Source organism: Duganella guangzhouensis (assembly GCF_009674535.1).
In the GTDB taxonomy this organism is placed as follows: domain Bacteria; phylum Pseudomonadota; class Gammaproteobacteria; order Burkholderiales; family Burkholderiaceae_D; genus Rugamonas; species Rugamonas guangzhouensis.
This window is the reverse complement of the sequence record NZ_WKJK01000005.1, coordinates 353,018-367,825: the sequence shown is the minus strand read 5'-3', so window position 1 is coordinate 367,825 and position 14,808 is coordinate 353,018. Positions and strand designations below refer to the sequence as shown.

At 62.4% G+C, this 14,808-nt stretch carries 14 protein-coding genes; 8 read left to right on the top strand and 6 right to left on the bottom strand.

Going from position 1 to position 14,808, the window contains the following annotated elements; all coding sequences use genetic code 11:
• Position 1: 1 nt before the first annotated feature.
• Positions 2–352: a RidA family protein gene (locus tag GJ699_RS12325; RefSeq protein ID WP_154376557.1), complete on the bottom strand. Its 351-nt coding sequence runs from the start codon at positions 350–352 to the stop codon at positions 2–4.
• 6 nt (positions 353–358) lie between these two features.
• Positions 359–1,237 carry an alpha/beta fold hydrolase gene (locus tag GJ699_RS12320; RefSeq protein ID WP_154376555.1) on the bottom strand — a complete coding sequence of 293 codons (879 nt, stop codon included), beginning with the start codon at positions 1,235–1,237 and terminating at the stop codon, positions 359–361.
• 121 nt (positions 1,238–1,358) lie between these two features.
• On the opposite strand from GJ699_RS12320, the gene GJ699_RS12315 reads away from it, so the two are divergent.
• From GJ699_RS12315 to GJ699_RS12300, 4 genes are all read left to right on the top strand, one after another.
• Positions 1,359–2,153, top strand: a complete 795-nt coding sequence (locus tag GJ699_RS12315; protein WP_154376553.1) for a 3-hydroxybutyrate dehydrogenase — start codon at positions 1,359–1,361, stop codon at positions 2,151–2,153.
• A gap of 118 nt (positions 2,154–2,271) precedes the next feature.
• Complete coding sequence (locus tag GJ699_RS12310; protein WP_371867542.1) at positions 2,272–3,573, top strand: dicarboxylate/amino acid:cation symporter; 1,302 nt, start codon at positions 2,272–2,274, stop codon at positions 3,571–3,573.
• A 121-nt stretch (positions 3,574–3,694) separates the two neighbouring features.
• On the top strand, positions 3,695–4,210 hold the full coding sequence (locus GJ699_RS12305) for a PEPxxWA-CTERM sorting domain-containing protein (protein WP_154376551.1): 516 nt from the start codon (positions 3,695–3,697) through the stop codon (positions 4,208–4,210).
• A gap of 106 nt (positions 4,211–4,316) precedes the next feature.
• Entirely contained in the window at positions 4,317–5,351 is a 1,035-nt protein-coding gene (locus tag GJ699_RS12300) for an HAF repeat-containing protein (protein ID WP_154376549.1), read from the top strand.
• Here the strand turns inward: GJ699_RS12300 and GJ699_RS12295 are convergent.
• The 3 genes from GJ699_RS12295 to GJ699_RS12285 form a co-directional block, all read right to left on the bottom strand.
• Entirely contained in the window at positions 5,344–7,716 is a 2,373-nt protein-coding gene (locus GJ699_RS12295) for a DUF3857 domain-containing transglutaminase family protein (protein WP_154376547.1), read from the bottom strand. The two genes, GJ699_RS12300 and GJ699_RS12295, sit on opposite strands and share 8 nt — an antisense overlap.
• Positions 7,717–7,833: 117 nt before the next feature.
• The gene (locus tag GJ699_RS12290; protein WP_154376545.1) at positions 7,834–8,484 is read right to left on the bottom strand and encodes a CoA transferase subunit B; all 651 of its coding nucleotides are present in this window, start codon (positions 8,482–8,484) and stop codon (positions 7,834–7,836) included.
• Positions 8,485–8,501: 17 nt separating this feature from the next.
• The gene (locus tag GJ699_RS12285) at positions 8,502–9,203 is read right to left on the bottom strand and encodes a CoA transferase subunit A (RefSeq protein WP_154376543.1); all 702 of its coding nucleotides are present in this window, start codon (positions 9,201–9,203) and stop codon (positions 8,502–8,504) included.
• Between the two features lie 121 nt (positions 9,204–9,324).
• Here GJ699_RS12285 and GJ699_RS12280 point away from each other — a divergent pair, with 121 nt between their 5' ends.
• Positions 9,325–9,885, top strand: a complete 561-nt coding sequence (locus tag GJ699_RS12280) for a PAS and helix-turn-helix domain-containing protein (RefSeq protein WP_154376541.1) — start codon at positions 9,325–9,327, stop codon at positions 9,883–9,885.
• On the opposite strand, the gene GJ699_RS12275 is transcribed toward GJ699_RS12280, so the two are convergent.
• Positions 9,882–10,658, bottom strand: a complete 777-nt coding sequence (locus GJ699_RS12275; RefSeq protein WP_371867541.1) for an SDR family oxidoreductase — start codon at positions 10,656–10,658, stop codon at positions 9,882–9,884. The genes GJ699_RS12280 and GJ699_RS12275 overlap by 4 nt on opposite strands.
• A 173-nt stretch (positions 10,659–10,831) precedes the next feature.
• Between GJ699_RS12275 and GJ699_RS12270 the strand changes: the two genes are divergently transcribed.
• The 3 genes from GJ699_RS12270 (at position 10,832) to GJ699_RS12260 (ending at position 14,738) form a co-directional block, all read left to right on the top strand.
• Entirely contained in the window at positions 10,832–12,508 is a 1,677-nt protein-coding gene (locus GJ699_RS12270) for an electron transfer flavoprotein-ubiquinone oxidoreductase (RefSeq protein ID WP_195763529.1), read from the top strand.
• Between the two features lie 247 nt (positions 12,509–12,755).
• Positions 12,756–13,661: a flagellin N-terminal helical domain-containing protein gene (locus GJ699_RS12265; protein ID WP_154376539.1), complete on the top strand. Its 906-nt coding sequence runs from the start codon at positions 12,756–12,758 to the stop codon at positions 13,659–13,661.
• A 162-nt stretch (positions 13,662–13,823) separates the two neighbouring features.
• A complete protein-coding gene (locus tag GJ699_RS12260) occupies positions 13,824–14,738 on the top strand; it encodes a hypothetical protein (protein ID WP_229262071.1) in 915 nt (304 codons plus the stop codon).
• The last annotated feature ends 70 nt before the right edge of the window (positions 14,739–14,808 follow it).

Here is a 14,808-nt window from a genome sequence, read left to right as displayed (position 1 = left end):
CCTAGCGCTGCGCGGCGATGATGACGATTTCGACCAGCACTTTCGGATCGGCCAAACGGGCTTCGACGGTGGCGCGCGGCGGCGTGTGGCCTTGCGGCACCCACGCGTCCCACTCCTCGTTCATGCCCGGAAAGTCGGCCATGTCCTTGATGTAGATCTGACAGTTGAGGATGCAGGTCTTGTCGCTGCCGGATTCGGCCAGCAGGCGGTCGATGTGGCCCAGCACCTCACGGGTCTGGCCCTGAATGTCGGCGTCGGTCTGCTCGGCGATCTGGCCGGCCAGGTAGACGGTGTGATTGTGGATCGCCACTTCGGACAGGCGCTTGCCCACGTACAGTCGTTTGATTTCCATACTTAATTAACCCAACAAGAATTTCTTTGCTATCGCAATCTGATCGTCATGAATAAAGGTCGGCGCGTGGCCGACGTGCGGAATTTCCACCAGCGCCGCCTTGGGGCCGCGCTGCGTCATCTCGTAGGCCGTCTCCGGCGACAACAGGTCCGAGTCGGCGCCGCGCACCAGCAAGGTCGGGCAGCGGATGGCGTCATAGGCCGCCCACAGCATGGCCTGGTCGGCCTCGGCCGATTCCGGCGTTGCCGAGCGGAACGGCAGAGCCAGCCCCATATCGTAGTGGCGTACCCACTTGCCGTCCTTATCCTGGCGCAACACATCGCTGGCCAGTTTGTGCCACTCGGCTTCGGTGTGCTCGCCAAAGGAAGTCGAAACGTCGCGGATGAAACGCGCGCCGGCCTCGAAACTTTCAAATCGCAAGTCTTGGCCGATGTAGTCGCCGATGCGTTGCATCGCCATCGGCGCCAGCACCGGACCGATATCGTTCAGCACCAGCTTGCGGATCGGGTTGTCCGGCAGCGAGGCCAGGCCCATGCCGATCAGGCCACCCATCGAGGTGCCGAACCAGTCAACCTGCTGATTTTCATCGTCCGGCAGCACGCGTGCCAGCAGCGTGACGATGTCGCTGACATACTGCGGAATGCGGTACAGCTGCGGGTTCTTGAGCCAGCCGGAGCGGCCGCGGCCCACGATGTCGGGGCAGATCACACGGTAGTCGTCGGCCAGCGCGCGCGCCATGTGGTCGAAGTCGTCGCCGACGCGGGTCACGCCATGCACGCAGACCAGTACGTTCGGGTTGCTCTCATCTCCCCATTCTTTGTAGGACATGCGATGCAGGCCGGCCAATGAAATGCATTGAACAGACTTTATTTTTGCTTGGAGCATGCGGCTTCCTCAATGATTTTTTGTGTAATGATGTTGAGACAGCATTTTACCGCGTTGTGACAAAATCCTACCGAAGTGTAGCGCAGCGCACTCTCAATCACCAACCCTGCAAGAGGACAGTATGGCAAACAAGACTTTGAGCGGTAAAACCGCGTTGGTCACCGGATCGACTTCCGGCATCGGACTGGGCATCGCCCGCGCGCTGGCGGCCGAAGGCGCCAACGTGGTGCTGAACGGCTTTGGCGACGCCAAGGAGATCGAACAGCTGCAGGCCGAGCTGGGCCAGGAGTTCGGCGTGCAGGTCGCCTATCACAACGCCGACATGACCAAGCCGGACCAGATCGAAGCCATGATCCAGTTCGCCGGCGACAGGTTCGGCGGTGTCGATGTGCTGGTGAATAACGCCGGCATTCAGTACGTGGCCAATGTCGAGCATTTCCCGGTCGAGAAATGGGACGCCATCATTGCCATCAACCTGACCTCGGCTTTCCATACGTCGCGACTGGTGCTGCCGCGCATGCGCGAGCAGAATTGGGGCCGTATCATCAACCTGGCCTCGACCCACGGGCTGGTGGCCTCGGCCGGCAAGTCGGCCTATGTGGCCGCCAAGCACGGCCTACTGGGGCTGACCAAGGCCAATGCGCTGGAGACCGCCACCACCGGCGTCACCGTCAACGCCATCTGCCCAGGCTTCGTGCTGACCCCGCTGGTGCAGAAGCAGGTGGATGACCGCGCCGCCAAGGAAGGCATCCCCAATGAGCAGGCCAAGAAGGCGCTGCTGGCCGACAAACAACCGTCCGGCGAGTTCGTCACGCCGGAAGAACTGGGCGCGCTGGCCGTGTTCCTGTGTTCGGACGCCGCCAAGCAAGTCCGCGGAGTCGCCTGGAATATGGACGGCGGCTGGGTAGCCCAGTAAGTACTATCCCTTACCAAAGGCAGATATCACGGGCCGTGATTTGCGGCTTTCCACAATAGTGATATCTGCCCGACTGAGCGATGATGCACTCCTCACACGATATACACGAGGAGACCCCGTGAAAAAACCATTCTATAAAGTTCTGTACGTTCAGGTGCTGTTCGCCATCGCCTGCGGTATTCTGCTGGGCGCGTTCTTCCCGGATAACGGCGTCGCCATGAAACCGCTGGGCGACGGCTTCATCAAGCTGATTAAAATGATCATCGCGCCGGTGATCTTCTGCACCGTGGTGTCCGGCATCGCCGGCATGCAGGACGTGAAAAAAATCGGTCGCGTCGGCGGCAAGGCGCTGCTGTACTTCGAAGTGATTTCCACCTTCGCGCTGGTGATCGGCCTGTTCGTCGCTAACATCGTCAAACCGGGCGCCGGCTTCAACGCCACCGCCGCTACGCTGGACGCCAAGTCGATCGAGCAGTACACCACCAAGGCGCACCCGCTGACCACCACCGACTTCCTGCTGAACATCATCCCCAACACCGTGGTGGATGCGTTTGCCAAGGGCGATATTCTGCAAGTGCTGCTGATCGCCATCCTGTTCGGTTTCTCGATTTCGCTGCTGGGCGAGCGCGGCAAGCCGCTGGTCAAACTGATTGACGACGCCTCGCACGCCATCTTCGGCGTCGTGAACATCGTGATGAAAGTCGCTCCGATCGGCGCGTTTGGCGCCATGGCCTTCACCATCGGCAAATACGGCATCAAATCGCTGCTGCCGCTGGCTACCCTGATGGGCTGCTTCTACGCCACCTGCGCCATCTTCGTGGTGGTGGTACTGGGCACGGTGGCGCGCCTGACCGGTTTCTCGATCGGCCGCTTCATCCTGTACATCAAGGAAGAACTGCTGATCGTGCTGGGCACCAGCTCGTCGGAATCGGCGCTGCCTTCGCTGATGAACAAACTGGAACGCCTGGGCTGCCCGAAATCGGTGGTGGGCCTGGTGGTGCCAACCGGCTACTCGTTCAACCTGGACGGTACCAACATCTACATGACCATGGCCGCGCTGTTCGTGGCGCAAGCCACCAACACCGACCTGACGCTGATGCAGGAACTGACCATCCTGGGCGTGGCGATGCTGACCTCGAAAGGCGCATCGGGCATCACCGGCGCCGGCTTCATCACGCTGGCGGCGACCCTGCACGTGGTGCCGGATATTCCGGTGGCCGGCATGGCGCTGATCCTGGGCATCGACCGCTTCATGTCCGAATGCCGCGCGCTGACCAACTTCGTCGGCAACGGCGTGGCGGCGATGGTGGTGTCCAAATGGGAGAAAGAACTGGACATGGATATCATGAAGGCCGAACTGGCCAATCCAGGTTCGACCATCAAGGAGCCTGAACTGATGGAGCCAGTCGCCGGCCACTAAGCCTCGATTGCCCCACACCAGCCCCGCGCAGCGATGCCCGGGGCTTTTTTGTAGTCTAAAGATGCTACATACAAATTTGACAATCAATGTGACAATGCCATTTTCTTAATGGAATGATCATATGAACAAGTTACTCCGCACCCTCGCCTGCGCCGCCCTGCTGGCCGCCAGCGCCGCCGCCCAGGCTACGCACTACGAATTCTCCTACACCATGGCCAGCGGCACCAAGATCACTGGTGATTTCGACGGAACCGCCCACGACAATCTGATTAGCGGTTTGAGCGACTTTTCGGTCTTCATCGACGGCTCGGCTTTTGCCGGGAACGGCAGCATGCTGATCTTTCCCGTAGTCGGTTACGATCCGGTAGTCTCGTTTGATGGCACGGCCACCAATTTTCTTCTGCTCGGAACCACTGAGCTACTGTACATCGCCCCACTGAATGGTGGCAGCACCGACTCCGTCGGCTACCGCACCCCCGGCGTCAACACCAGTGAAGGCGACGGCGACTATTCCGCCGCGCGCTGGCACGTGACGGCGGTACCGGAACCGGCCACTGCCGCGATGATGCTGGGCGGTCTGGCCTTGGTGGGCGCGGTCGCCCGTCGCCGCCGGCGCGCCACGCCGATTGTCCGATAGTGGACAGCCGAGCGTTCATTTTCGTACACTGACGCATCCGCTTGCCCCGGCAAGCGCGTGGCACGAGGTTTGCAGTTGTCCCCGCATCACACCACCAGGAGACATCATGCCGGAAATGACACTGGGCGCACGCGGCACCGAAGCCAGCATCGCCGTTGATCTCAATGCGCGCGGCCAACTGGCCGGCATCATCGCCGACGAGGATGGCCACCAGCGCGCCATCCTGTACGACCGCCGCCCGATCGAACTGGGCACGCTGGGCGGCAGCGATAGCTATACCGCCGCCATCAATACCGGCGGCGATGTCATCGGCACCGCGCAAAACGCCGATGGCTATTGGCGCGCCTTCGTGGTCCGCCACGGCGGCGGCATGCAAGACATCGGCACGCTGGGCGGCAACAGCAGCTACGGCGCCGCCCTCAATGACAAAGGCCAGTTGGTCGGCTTTGCCGACACCAGCGACGGCTATTACCGCGCCTTCAGCAGCGACGGCGAGCATGCGCCGGTCGACCTCGGCACGCTGGGCGGCAAGATCAGTTACGCGGCCGGCGTCAACAACCACGGCGCCATCGTCGGCACCGCCGCGCTCGACAATGGCTACCGGCACGCCTTTCTGTACCGCGACGGCACCATGCGGGATCTGGGCACCTTGGGCGGCCGCATCAGCAGCGCCACCGCCATCAACGATCGCGACGTGGTGGTCGGCGCTTCGGAAACCGTGGGCCGGCGCTGGCACGCCTTCGTCTGGCAGGATGGCCGCATGACCGACCTCGGCGCGCTGATCGGCTACGGCGACAGCTTCGCCACCGCCGTCAACGACGCCGGCCATGTGGTCGGCAGCATCCGCATCGGCGACGAACGCCGCTCCTTCGTCTACCGCGACGGCAAGATGACCATCCACCCCGGCGGCCACGGCCTGTACCTGGTCAACGCCATCAACAATCAGGAATGGGTGATCGGCGCGCGCTACAGCGGCAAGAAATTCACCGCCTCGACTATGATCTCCAGCCACCCGGCGGCGGTCACCCATGGCGGACAGGATCTGCTGACCGCGATCGCGCTGGTGCTGGTGACCAGTTGCGGCGTGGTGTGGTACCGCCGCCGCTACCGCGGCATCAGCCTGCCAACCGCGATCAACTGAGCAGGCTGGCCAGCGCGCTGCCGATCGCGAACCAGCCGATCAGCGGCAACGCCTTGCGCAACAACGCGCGCGCCACCAACGGCGTGGTGTGGTTACGGGCGCGGTAGATGCGCAACGCCCACGGATAAGCGATGTGGGTGGACGGCACCTGCGGCACGGTACGCAGCAGGTAGCCGGTCATGATGGCCAGCAGCACCAGCGCCGACGGCAGCACCTTGGACGGCCGAACCGGCAACAGCAGGCATATCGCCAGCAAGCCGCTGACCATGACCACCACCAGCAACAAGCGACGGTTCACTTCGGCGTGGGCCGGCGCCGCGCGCTGCATGCGCACGCCCAGCCAGATCCAGGCTGGCAGCAAGACCAACATACCCAGCACGAAGTAACCGGCGCCACGCTTGCTGGCGGGCTCCTCGGCAGCGGCGCCGGCGGCATCCCACTGGCTATACAGCTGGTAGCCCACCGCGTCACGCGCCTGTTTCAAATGGGCGGCGTAATTGGCCATGTCTTCCGGCGCCACGTGGTCGCGCAGCGCCTTGTAGCGCGCGGTGATCTGCAAGCTGCGGCCATCGTTGCCCTTGCTGACCTTGTACGAAAACTCGAACGCCGGATCGCGCACTTCGGTGACGCTGGTCTTCAGATTCCAGCGTTCCGGCAATCGCACCTCGGTGTCTTCGATAACTTCATAGGGATAGTCCAGCCGCAGCGGCGCGTTGCGGCTGACCGCGTCCGGCGCCTTCAGCGGATGATCGATTTCCGACGCCTCCACCGACGCCTCGCTGCGCTTGCGCTTGTCGTTGCGCGACCAGAAACCGGGGATGTTGTAATGCTCGACCGTGGTCAGCTCGTTGTGCGCCTCGTCGTCCTGCACATCCATGGCGCCGTTGCTGCGCAGGCTGTCGTAACTGCGCGCGTAAAAATTCTGGTACTGGGTTTCCAGCTCGCTGCGATTGTGGCGCAACTGGGTGCGCAGCGTGTCGGCGCGCTGGCTCAGCACGGTGGTGCTGACGGTGTAGTTGACCGGCTGCTCGACACCATCGCTGGAATCGAACACCGCCTTGATGCGCTTGACGCCGCCAAACTGCGGCCCCATCAGGCTGAGCGCATTGCTGCCCTTTTCCAACACCAGCGCATAACCATAGTCGGGCTGGTACAGATACCCCAGCTCGCCCTGCTGCTCGCTGCGGGTCGGGTCCAGCCAGTAGACGGCGCCATGCACGTTGGCGCGCACCAGCACGTGATTGAAGGCCAGCGGCGTCGGCGCCCAGTTGGCGATGTCGCGCGTCATCTCGGTGTTGACCAGCGCCGGCACCGCGTCGATGCCCAGCGCGCGCAGCATGGTGATGGTCAGCAGCGTCTTGTCCTTGCAGTCGCCAAAGCGGCGCTGGTAGACCTTGTCCGGCGCGGTCGGCGCGTGCGAACCGGCGCCAACCTCGATGCCCAGATAGCGGATATCGCGCTGCACCGCGCGCAACACCGCCGCCGCGCGCGCCTCCGGCTCGGTGTAGTTGCGGCCGATGCGGGCGATTTCCTCGCGCAGCGCCGGGCCGACTTCACGCGGGGTCTGGTACAGCGGCAGCGCCCATTGCACCACCGCCGCCCAGTCCTGATACTCGGTCCATTGCACCGCCGCGTAGGGGTTGTACCACTCCGGCGCGCCATTATCGACACGGATTGCCGCAACGTCGCGCTGGTCCCAACGGTAGTCGCGATAGCCGTCGGCCTCGCTCAACACCGGCGCCAGCTTGCTGTTCTGGCTGGCGATGCGCACCGGCCGGTTGGACGGCATCAGCAGCCGCACGAAAGAGCGCGCCACCGGCACCGACCAGCCCATCTCGGCGCGGTTCGATACCTTGCCTTGGAATACAGGATTGACGCCATCCAGGCTGAACGCGTATTCGACGATGTCACCGATGCGCACATCGTCCAGCAACACGCTGGCGGTCTTGCTGCCGTCGTAGATCAGATAATCGAGTTCGGTCTCGCGCTGCAGCACCTGCACCCGCGCGCCGGCCAGCTTGGGAATCACCTTGCCGTCGCGGATGACGTTAATCGCGTGCAGTGTCAGCGTCTGGTACGAGGGATCGAAATTGATGCTGAGATTGGCCGCCTTCTCGACGCCGCCGCCATCCAGCGCCTTGCTGGCGGTGTGAAAGTACGTGATTTTGCCGCGCTGATCGACCCGGCTCTGCATGTCGCGCAACAGGAAAGCGACGCCGCCACGCGCGGCCGGCGGCTTGCCACCCGGCTCCGCCTCCACCGCCAGCGGCAACACCCAGGCTGGCGGCGCGCCGGTCTTGTACGCCTCGGCTTGGGCGGCTCCACACAACAACATCCAGGCAAGTACGGCAAATACGACGCGCATGAGCAAAATCCGTTGAGAAATTCAGTAGCAAATATCTCAACAGTGTAGGCGCTAAATTTCCGACGAGCAAGCGAAAACGGCACGCCGCAGCGTGCCGTTCAACTGGTGTAACGGTGCTTACAGCGCCGAGAAATCCAGCTTGACGCCGGTGGCGGCCTGGATCTGGTCCTTGCTGACGCCTGGCGCCAGTTCGGTCACCTTGAGGCCACTTTCAGTCACCGCCAGCACGCCCAGGTCGGTGATGACCAGGTCCACCACGCCGACGCCGGTCAGCGGCAGATCGCATTTCGGCAGCAACTTGTGCGAGGTCGAGCCATCCTTGGCGGTGGCCACATGTTCCATCAGCACCACCACTTTCTTGACGCCGGCTACCAGATCCATGGCGCCGCCCATGCCCTTGACCATTTTGCCCGGGATCATCCAGTTGGCCAGATCACCCTGTTCCGACACCTGCATCGCGCCCAGGATCGCCAGATTGATCTTGCCGCCACGGATCATGCCGAACGAGTCGGCCGAGCTGAAGTAGGCGGCGCCCGGCAGCGCCGTCACGGTCTGCTTGCCGGCGTTGATCAGGTCGGCGTCAATGTCCTCCTCGGTCGGGAACGGGCCGATGCCGAGCAGGCCATTTTCCGATTGCAGAAACACTTCTATGCCGGACGGCACGTAGTTGGCCACCAGCGTAGGCAGGCCGATGCCCAGGTTCACGTAGTAACCGTCCTGCAGTTCTTTTGCCGCGCGCGCGGCCATTTCATCACGAGTCCAAGCCATAGTAATCTCCGATATTCTTAATTGGCGGCGCGGATGGTGCGCTGCTCGATGCGTTTTTCCGGCGTGGCGTTGACCACGATGCGATGGACAAAGATGCTCGGCAGGTGCACCTGATCCGGATCGATCTCGCCGGTCTCGACCAGTTGTTCGACTTCGACGATGCAGATCTTGCCGGCCATGGCGGCGTTCGGGTTGAAGTTGCGCGCGGTCTTGCGGAACACCAGATTGCCGGCCTTGTCGGCCTTCCAGGCTTTGACCAGCGCCACGTCGGCCACCAGGCTGCGCTCCATCACGTATTGTTCGCCGTCAAACTCGCGGATTTCCTTGCCATCGGCAACGATGGTGCCGACGCCAGTTTTGGTGAAGAAGGCCGGGATGCCGGCGCCGCCGGCGCGCAATTTCTCGGCCAGCGTGCCCTGCGGCGTGAACTCCAGTTCCAGCTCGCCGGCCAGGTATTGGCGCGCGAATTCCTTGTTTTCACCGACGTAAGACGCGATCATTTTTTTGATCTGGCGGGTTTCCAGCAGCTGGCCGAGGCCGAAACCATCGACGCCGGCATTGTTGGAAATGGCGGTCAGGCCGGTGACGCCGGAATCGCGCAGCGCGCCGATCAGCGCCTCCGGGATGCCGCACAGGCCGAAGCCGCCGACCGCGATGGTTTGCCCGTTCTGTACCACGCCGGCCAGGGCGGCGGCGGCGTCCGGATAGAGTTTGTTCATGGATGTCCCTTATGATTGTGTTGCATAATGCGTCGTCAACGTTGTGTGTTCGTTAGCGACGCGGCGATCCAGCATAGAATACGCACATCGAAAGTTCAATACCGTAGAAATACCTGCTCCAATGCGTGCACAGACCATTATTGATTACGAGTCGATTTTCCTGCATGCGCCAGTCGGCATGTGCATTTCGGAAAACCGCACCATCCAGACCTGCAACGAGGCGCTGGCCGGCATGTTCGGCTACACCCGCGCCCAGCTGGACGGGCTGTCGTTCCTGGCGCTGTATCCAACCATGGACGAGTTCCTGCGCACCGGCGACCGTATCATCCCCATCATGAACGCCAAGGGCCGCTATTCGGACGAACGCATCATGCGCCGCGCCGACGGCGAGCTGTTCTGGTGCCACGTCACCGGCCACGCCATGCTGCCGGGCGAGCCGCTGGGTCCGGGTATCTGGACCTTCGAGGATGTCAGCGAAAAACGCCCGGTCACCGCCGAACTGACGCCGCGCGAGCGCGAAATCGCCGCCCTGCTGGTCGAAGGCAAGACCAGCAAGACCATCGCGCGCCAGGTCGACCTCAGCCCGCGCACGGTGGAAATGCACCGCGCCAGGCTGATGCGCAAGTTCTCGGCCTCGACTTCGTCCGAGCTGGTCCACAAGCTGGTGGGCGTGCAGCTTTAGGTCGCCGTCATGCCATCGTCGGCGCTGATGATGGCGCCGTTGATGAAGTTGGAGTCCTCGCCGGCCAGCAGCAACAACAGGCCATCCAGATCCTCCGGCTTGCCGGGACGCTTGCGCGGCAACATCTCGATCAGCTTCTGGCCCTGCTCGCTGGCAAAGTAATCCTCATTGATCTCGGTCGAAATATAGCCGGGGCAAATCGCATTGGTATTGATGCCGTACTTGCCCCACTCCACCGCCATCGCCTTGGTCATCTGCACCACCCCGGCCTTGCTCATGCAATACACGCCGATCTGCGGCATCACCCGCAGTCCGGCCACCGAGGCGATGTTGATGATACGGTGTTTCTTGCTCGGATCGCCCTTGGCGCGCGCGATCATGCGCTTGGCGGTTTCCTGCGCCACGAAAAAAGCGCCGCGCAGATTGGTGTCCATGACGAAGTTATAGTCTTCCGGCGTCACGTCCGCCAGCCGCTGGGTGGTGGACACGCCCGAGTTATTGACCAGGATATCGATCGGCCCGGCCTCGGTCTCGGCGTGCGCGATGGCCGACTTGATGCTGGCGTACTCGGTCACGTCCAGGCTGACCACATGGGCGGCGCCGCCGTCGGCCTCGATCTCGGCACGCAATTCCTTCAGCCGCTCGGTGCGGCGCGAGGCCAGCACCACCTGGGCGCCCGCCTGGGCCAGCACTTTGGCAAACCGGGCTCCCAGACCGCTGGAGGCGCCGGTGATCAGCGCAATTTTTCCCTCAAAGTTGACTTCTATGCCCACGTATTGCTCCTAGTGTTGGTGATCACGACCTCTAGCCGTCATCATTACATAAATCCCCAGGATTAGATTGCGGTGTCTAATAATGTCGCGGAAAATGGCAGCAATCCAAACAAAAAAGAAGCACGTTCGTGCTAAAATTTTCTCATTCACCACAAACACTATAACAACAGACCATGACACAGCCTCAAAATCTCGTAGAACAGTATGGCCCACGCGATGCGATGGAGTATGACGTCGTGATCGTCGGCGGCGGCCCAGCAGGCTTGTCGGCAGCGATCAAGATCAAACAGCTGGCCGCTGAAAAAGGCCAGGAAGTGTCGGTCGTCGTGCTGGAAAAAGGCGGCGAACTGGGCGCCCACACCCTGTCCGGCGCCGTGATGGACCCGAAGGCGCTGACCGAACTGATCCCGGACTGGAAGGAAAAAGGCGCGCCGCTGAACACCGCCGTCACCGAAGACCGCGTGCTGTTCCTCACCGAAACCGGTTCCTTTAAGACCCCCAACGCGTTACTGCCGAAGTGCTTTGAAAACCACGGCAACTATGTGATTTCGCTGGGCAACGTGGTGCGCTGGCTGGGCCAGCAGGCCGAAGCGCTGGGGGTGGAAATCTTCCCTGGCTTCGCCGCCGCAGAGGTGCTGTACAACGAGGATGGCTCGGTCAAGGGCATCGCCACCGGCAATATGGGCGTCAAGCGCGATGGCGAAGCCGGCCCGGAATTCCAGCTCGGCATGGAGCTGCACGGCAAATACACGCTGTTCGCCGAAGGCGCGCGCGGCCACCTGGGCAAGCAGCTGATCGCCAAGTACGACCTGAACAAGGGCAAAGATCCGCAATCCTACGGCATCGGCATTAAAGAGCTGTGGGAAATCGATCCGGCCAAACACCAGCCTGGCCTGGTGATCCACACCACCGGCTGGCCGCTGGACAGCAAGACCTATGGCGGCTCGTTCCTGTATCACCTGGAAAACAACCAGGTGGTGGTGGGCTACGTGGTCGGTCTGAATTACGAAAACCCGTATCTGTCGCCATACGAGGAATTCCAGCGCTACAAGACCCACCCGGAAATCCGCCCCTTCCTCGAAGGCGGCAAACGCATCTCGTACGGCGCCCGCGCGATCACCGCCGGCGGCCTGCAATCGCTGCCGAAACTGGTGTTCCCGGGCGGCGCGCTGATCGGCTGCGACGCCGGTTTCCTCAACATGAGCCGCATCAAGGGTTCGCACGCCGCGATCAAATCCGGCATGCTGGCCGCCGCATCGGTATTCGAGGCGCTGGGCGCCGGCCGCCAGAGCGACGAGCTGGCCGCCTACCCGGTCGCGTTTGAGCAATCCTGGCTGCACGAGGAACTGCACGTGGCGCGCAACGTCAAGCCATGGCTGAACAAGGGTCTGTACCTGGGTTCGCTGATGGCCGGCATCGACCAGATCGTGTTCCGTGGCAAGGCACCATGGACGCTGCGTCACTCGCACGCCGACCACGAGTGCCTGAAACCGGCCGCGCAGTTCCAGCCCATCGTCTACCCTAAACCGGATGGCAAGCTGACCTTCGACCGCCTGTCGTCGGTATTCATTTCGAATACCAACCACGCCGAAGACCAGCCGATCCACCTGACGCTGAAGAACCCAAGCGTGCCGGTCGACGTCAACCTGGCCCAGTACGCCGGTCCGGAAGCGCGTTACTGCCCGGCCGGGGTGTATGAATTCGTCAAAAATGACGACAACACCGACCGCCTGCAGATCAACGCCCAGAACTGCGTGCACTGCAAAACCTGCGATATCAAGGACCCGACCCAGAACATCGTCTGGATCACGCCGGAAGGTGGTGGCGGACCGAACTATCCGAATATGTAAAAAAGCAACACTTTGAAAACAGCGCGGCCCGCCAGCCGCGCTGTTTTCATTTGATCCAGGCGCGCAATCAGCAGATAATCGGCGGGTGGAAACAGGAGTACGCAGCAGTATTTCGGGCCGGTTACAAATTTTTTTGAAGAAATTTCCACGAAGCATTTAATGTCCCTCCAGATACGGTCGTCTTGTACTTGGGAGAGCACAAAGAGTACCTTGCTCCGAACTGAATCCACCTACCAGGAGTTATTTCATGCTGAGCCTTCACACTAATTCTGCTGCCCTGTCCGCACAGAACTCGATCTCCAAAACCCAATCGAACCTGTCGACCTCGCAGACCCGTCTGAGCACCGGCTACCGCGTCAACTCGGCAATGGACGACGCTGCTGGTCTGCAAATTGCAACCCGTCTGAAAGCACAAACCAGCGGTATGGCCATGGCCATGCGCAACACCCAGAACTCGATTTCGATGCTGCAAACCGCCGAAGGCGCGTTTGACGAAGTGACCACCATGCTGACCCGCATGAAAGATCTGGCCACCCAGGCAGCTGACGCCTCGTCGACCGCAAAAGACCAGGCCGCTCTGCAGTCGGAATACGACGCGCTGGGTAGCGAGCTGAACAACGTCATGAAAAACACCACCTTCGGCGGCTCCAAGCTGCTGGACGGCGGCACCATCGGCAGCGCCATGCAGTTCCAGATCGGCGCCACCAGCACCGAAACCATGTCGATCGACCTGTCGACCGCGATGACCACGCTGACCACCCAGCTGGGCACCGTGACCGCGCGTTACGCCGCTGGCGGCTCGGCCGTTGGCGCTGAAATTTCGGACGGCACCGACGGTACCGCCACCGGCGCCACCAACACCGCCGGCCAGACCGCTGCCAACACCACCATCGACACCATCGCTAACGCGATCGACTACGTCGGTTCGGTGCGTTCGTCGCTGGGTGCCGCCGCCAACCGTCTGGACCACGTGTACAACAATCTGTCGAACGTGTCGACCAACACCGAAGCTGCAACCGGCCGTATCATGGACACCGACTTCGCGACCGAATCGTCGAACATGACCTCGGCTCAGATGCTGCTGCAAGCTGGCACCGCGATGCTGAAGCAATCGAACAGCACCTCGTCGCTGGTTATGTCCCTGCTGCAGTAATCGTAGTAATATCCGGATATGTCAACATATCCGGATTAGTCAAAGGGCCAACCGGAGCATTTCGGTTGGCTTTTTTTATACCCGTAACGTGAGAAAGCGAGCCTGATGGCTGTAGATCGTATCGGACCTGCCATGCGCCCCCTTGGGGTACCAGACCGGCCATTGCCCCAGGCAGGCCAGGTCACGCGCGTACCCGGCAGCGAAGGCCCGCTCGATATCGATTTCCCGCTCGGCCCGATCGCTCCCGGCGGCCCCAGCGGCCCGGCCGGCACCGCCGGTCCCAACTCGATCGGTGGCCTGGCCGACGGTCCCGACGCGCATGGCCTGCCGCCCGGCGGCGCCGAAGCGCTGGCCGCCGCCCTGGCCGAAATTGTCGACGCCGATGCCGCCGCGATGCGGCCCAATCAAGTTTTCCTGTCGCGCCAGATGGTGTGGCAACCGCCGGACGTCTCGGCCATGGCGGCCTCGTGGCAAGTCATGGTGCGCACCTACGGCGAACAGCGCGCCGCCTGGCTGGAACAGGCCAGCGGCCAGCACCTGCCGGCCAGCCTGTTCATGGCCGATCCGACGCCCGGCGGCCGCGAAGGCCGGCCCGGCGCGCCGCTGGTGACCGAAATGGAACCGTGGCGCTTTGCCGTCTACGCCTGGGGCGCCGAGCGGCTGGTGCTGAAAGTCGTGGTCAAGGACGATGAAGAATACGACCGCAACCGCCGCAAACGCAGTCGCGTCGCGTTGCGGCTGGAACTGATGCTGCCCGGCGTCGGCCGGGTGGTGATCCAGATGGAGCCGGCCAGCGGCAACGGCGTGGTGATGGAAGTGGGCGCGGCCCAGACCGCCTCCATGCAGCACATGCGCGACATCCTGCCGCAAGTAGCGGCGGTGGTCAGCCGCGCCGGCCTGACCATCCTGCGCTGCCGGCTGCGGCGCGAACTGCCGGCCTCTGGCGGCGAACACGCCCACCCCACCCGCCTGCACACCGCCGCCCTGACCCAGGCGCTCTTCAAAGCCATGGCCGAAGTCGCGGTGCTGCTATCGCAGCCCGTCATCGCCGACGACCTATTCTCACAAAGCGCTTAACCAGCAACCTCATGTCCTAACTTCGGGGTCAGTTCTCAAAATCGGACATTGGGTCGTGCACGACCCAATG

What these genes read in the sequence shown, in the direction of transcription:
- GJ699_RS12325 (WP_154376557.1), bottom strand. Translation starts at nt 352, where the DNA reads ATGGAAATCAAACGACTGTACGTGGGCAAGCGCCTGTCCGAAGTGGCG.
- GJ699_RS12320 (WP_154376555.1), bottom strand. Translation starts at nt 1,237, where the DNA reads ATGCTCCAAGCAAAAATAAAGTCTGTTCAATGCATTTCATTGGCCGGC.
- GJ699_RS12300 (WP_154376549.1), top strand. Translation starts at nt 4,317, where the DNA reads ATGCCGGAAATGACACTGGGCGCACGCGGCACCGAAGCCAGCATCGCC.
- GJ699_RS12315 (WP_154376553.1), top strand. Translation starts at nt 1,359, where the DNA reads ATGGCAAACAAGACTTTGAGCGGTAAAACCGCGTTGGTCACCGGATCG.
- GJ699_RS12285 (WP_154376543.1), bottom strand. Translation starts at nt 9,203, where the DNA reads ATGAACAAACTCTATCCGGACGCCGCCGCCGCCCTGGCCGGCGTGGTA.
- GJ699_RS12290 (WP_154376545.1), bottom strand. Translation starts at nt 8,484, where the DNA reads ATGGCTTGGACTCGTGATGAAATGGCCGCGCGCGCGGCAAAAGAACTG.
- GJ699_RS12305 (WP_154376551.1), top strand. Translation starts at nt 3,695, where the DNA reads ATGAACAAGTTACTCCGCACCCTCGCCTGCGCCGCCCTGCTGGCCGCC.
- GJ699_RS12265 (WP_154376539.1), top strand. Translation starts at nt 12,756, where the DNA reads ATGCTGAGCCTTCACACTAATTCTGCTGCCCTGTCCGCACAGAACTCG.
- GJ699_RS12280 (WP_154376541.1), top strand. Translation starts at nt 9,325, where the DNA reads ATGCGTGCACAGACCATTATTGATTACGAGTCGATTTTCCTGCATGCG.
- GJ699_RS12295 (WP_154376547.1), bottom strand. Translation starts at nt 7,716, where the DNA reads ATGCGCGTCGTATTTGCCGTACTTGCCTGGATGTTGTTGTGTGGAGCC.
- GJ699_RS12270 (WP_195763529.1), top strand. Translation starts at nt 10,832, where the DNA reads ATGACACAGCCTCAAAATCTCGTAGAACAGTATGGCCCACGCGATGCG.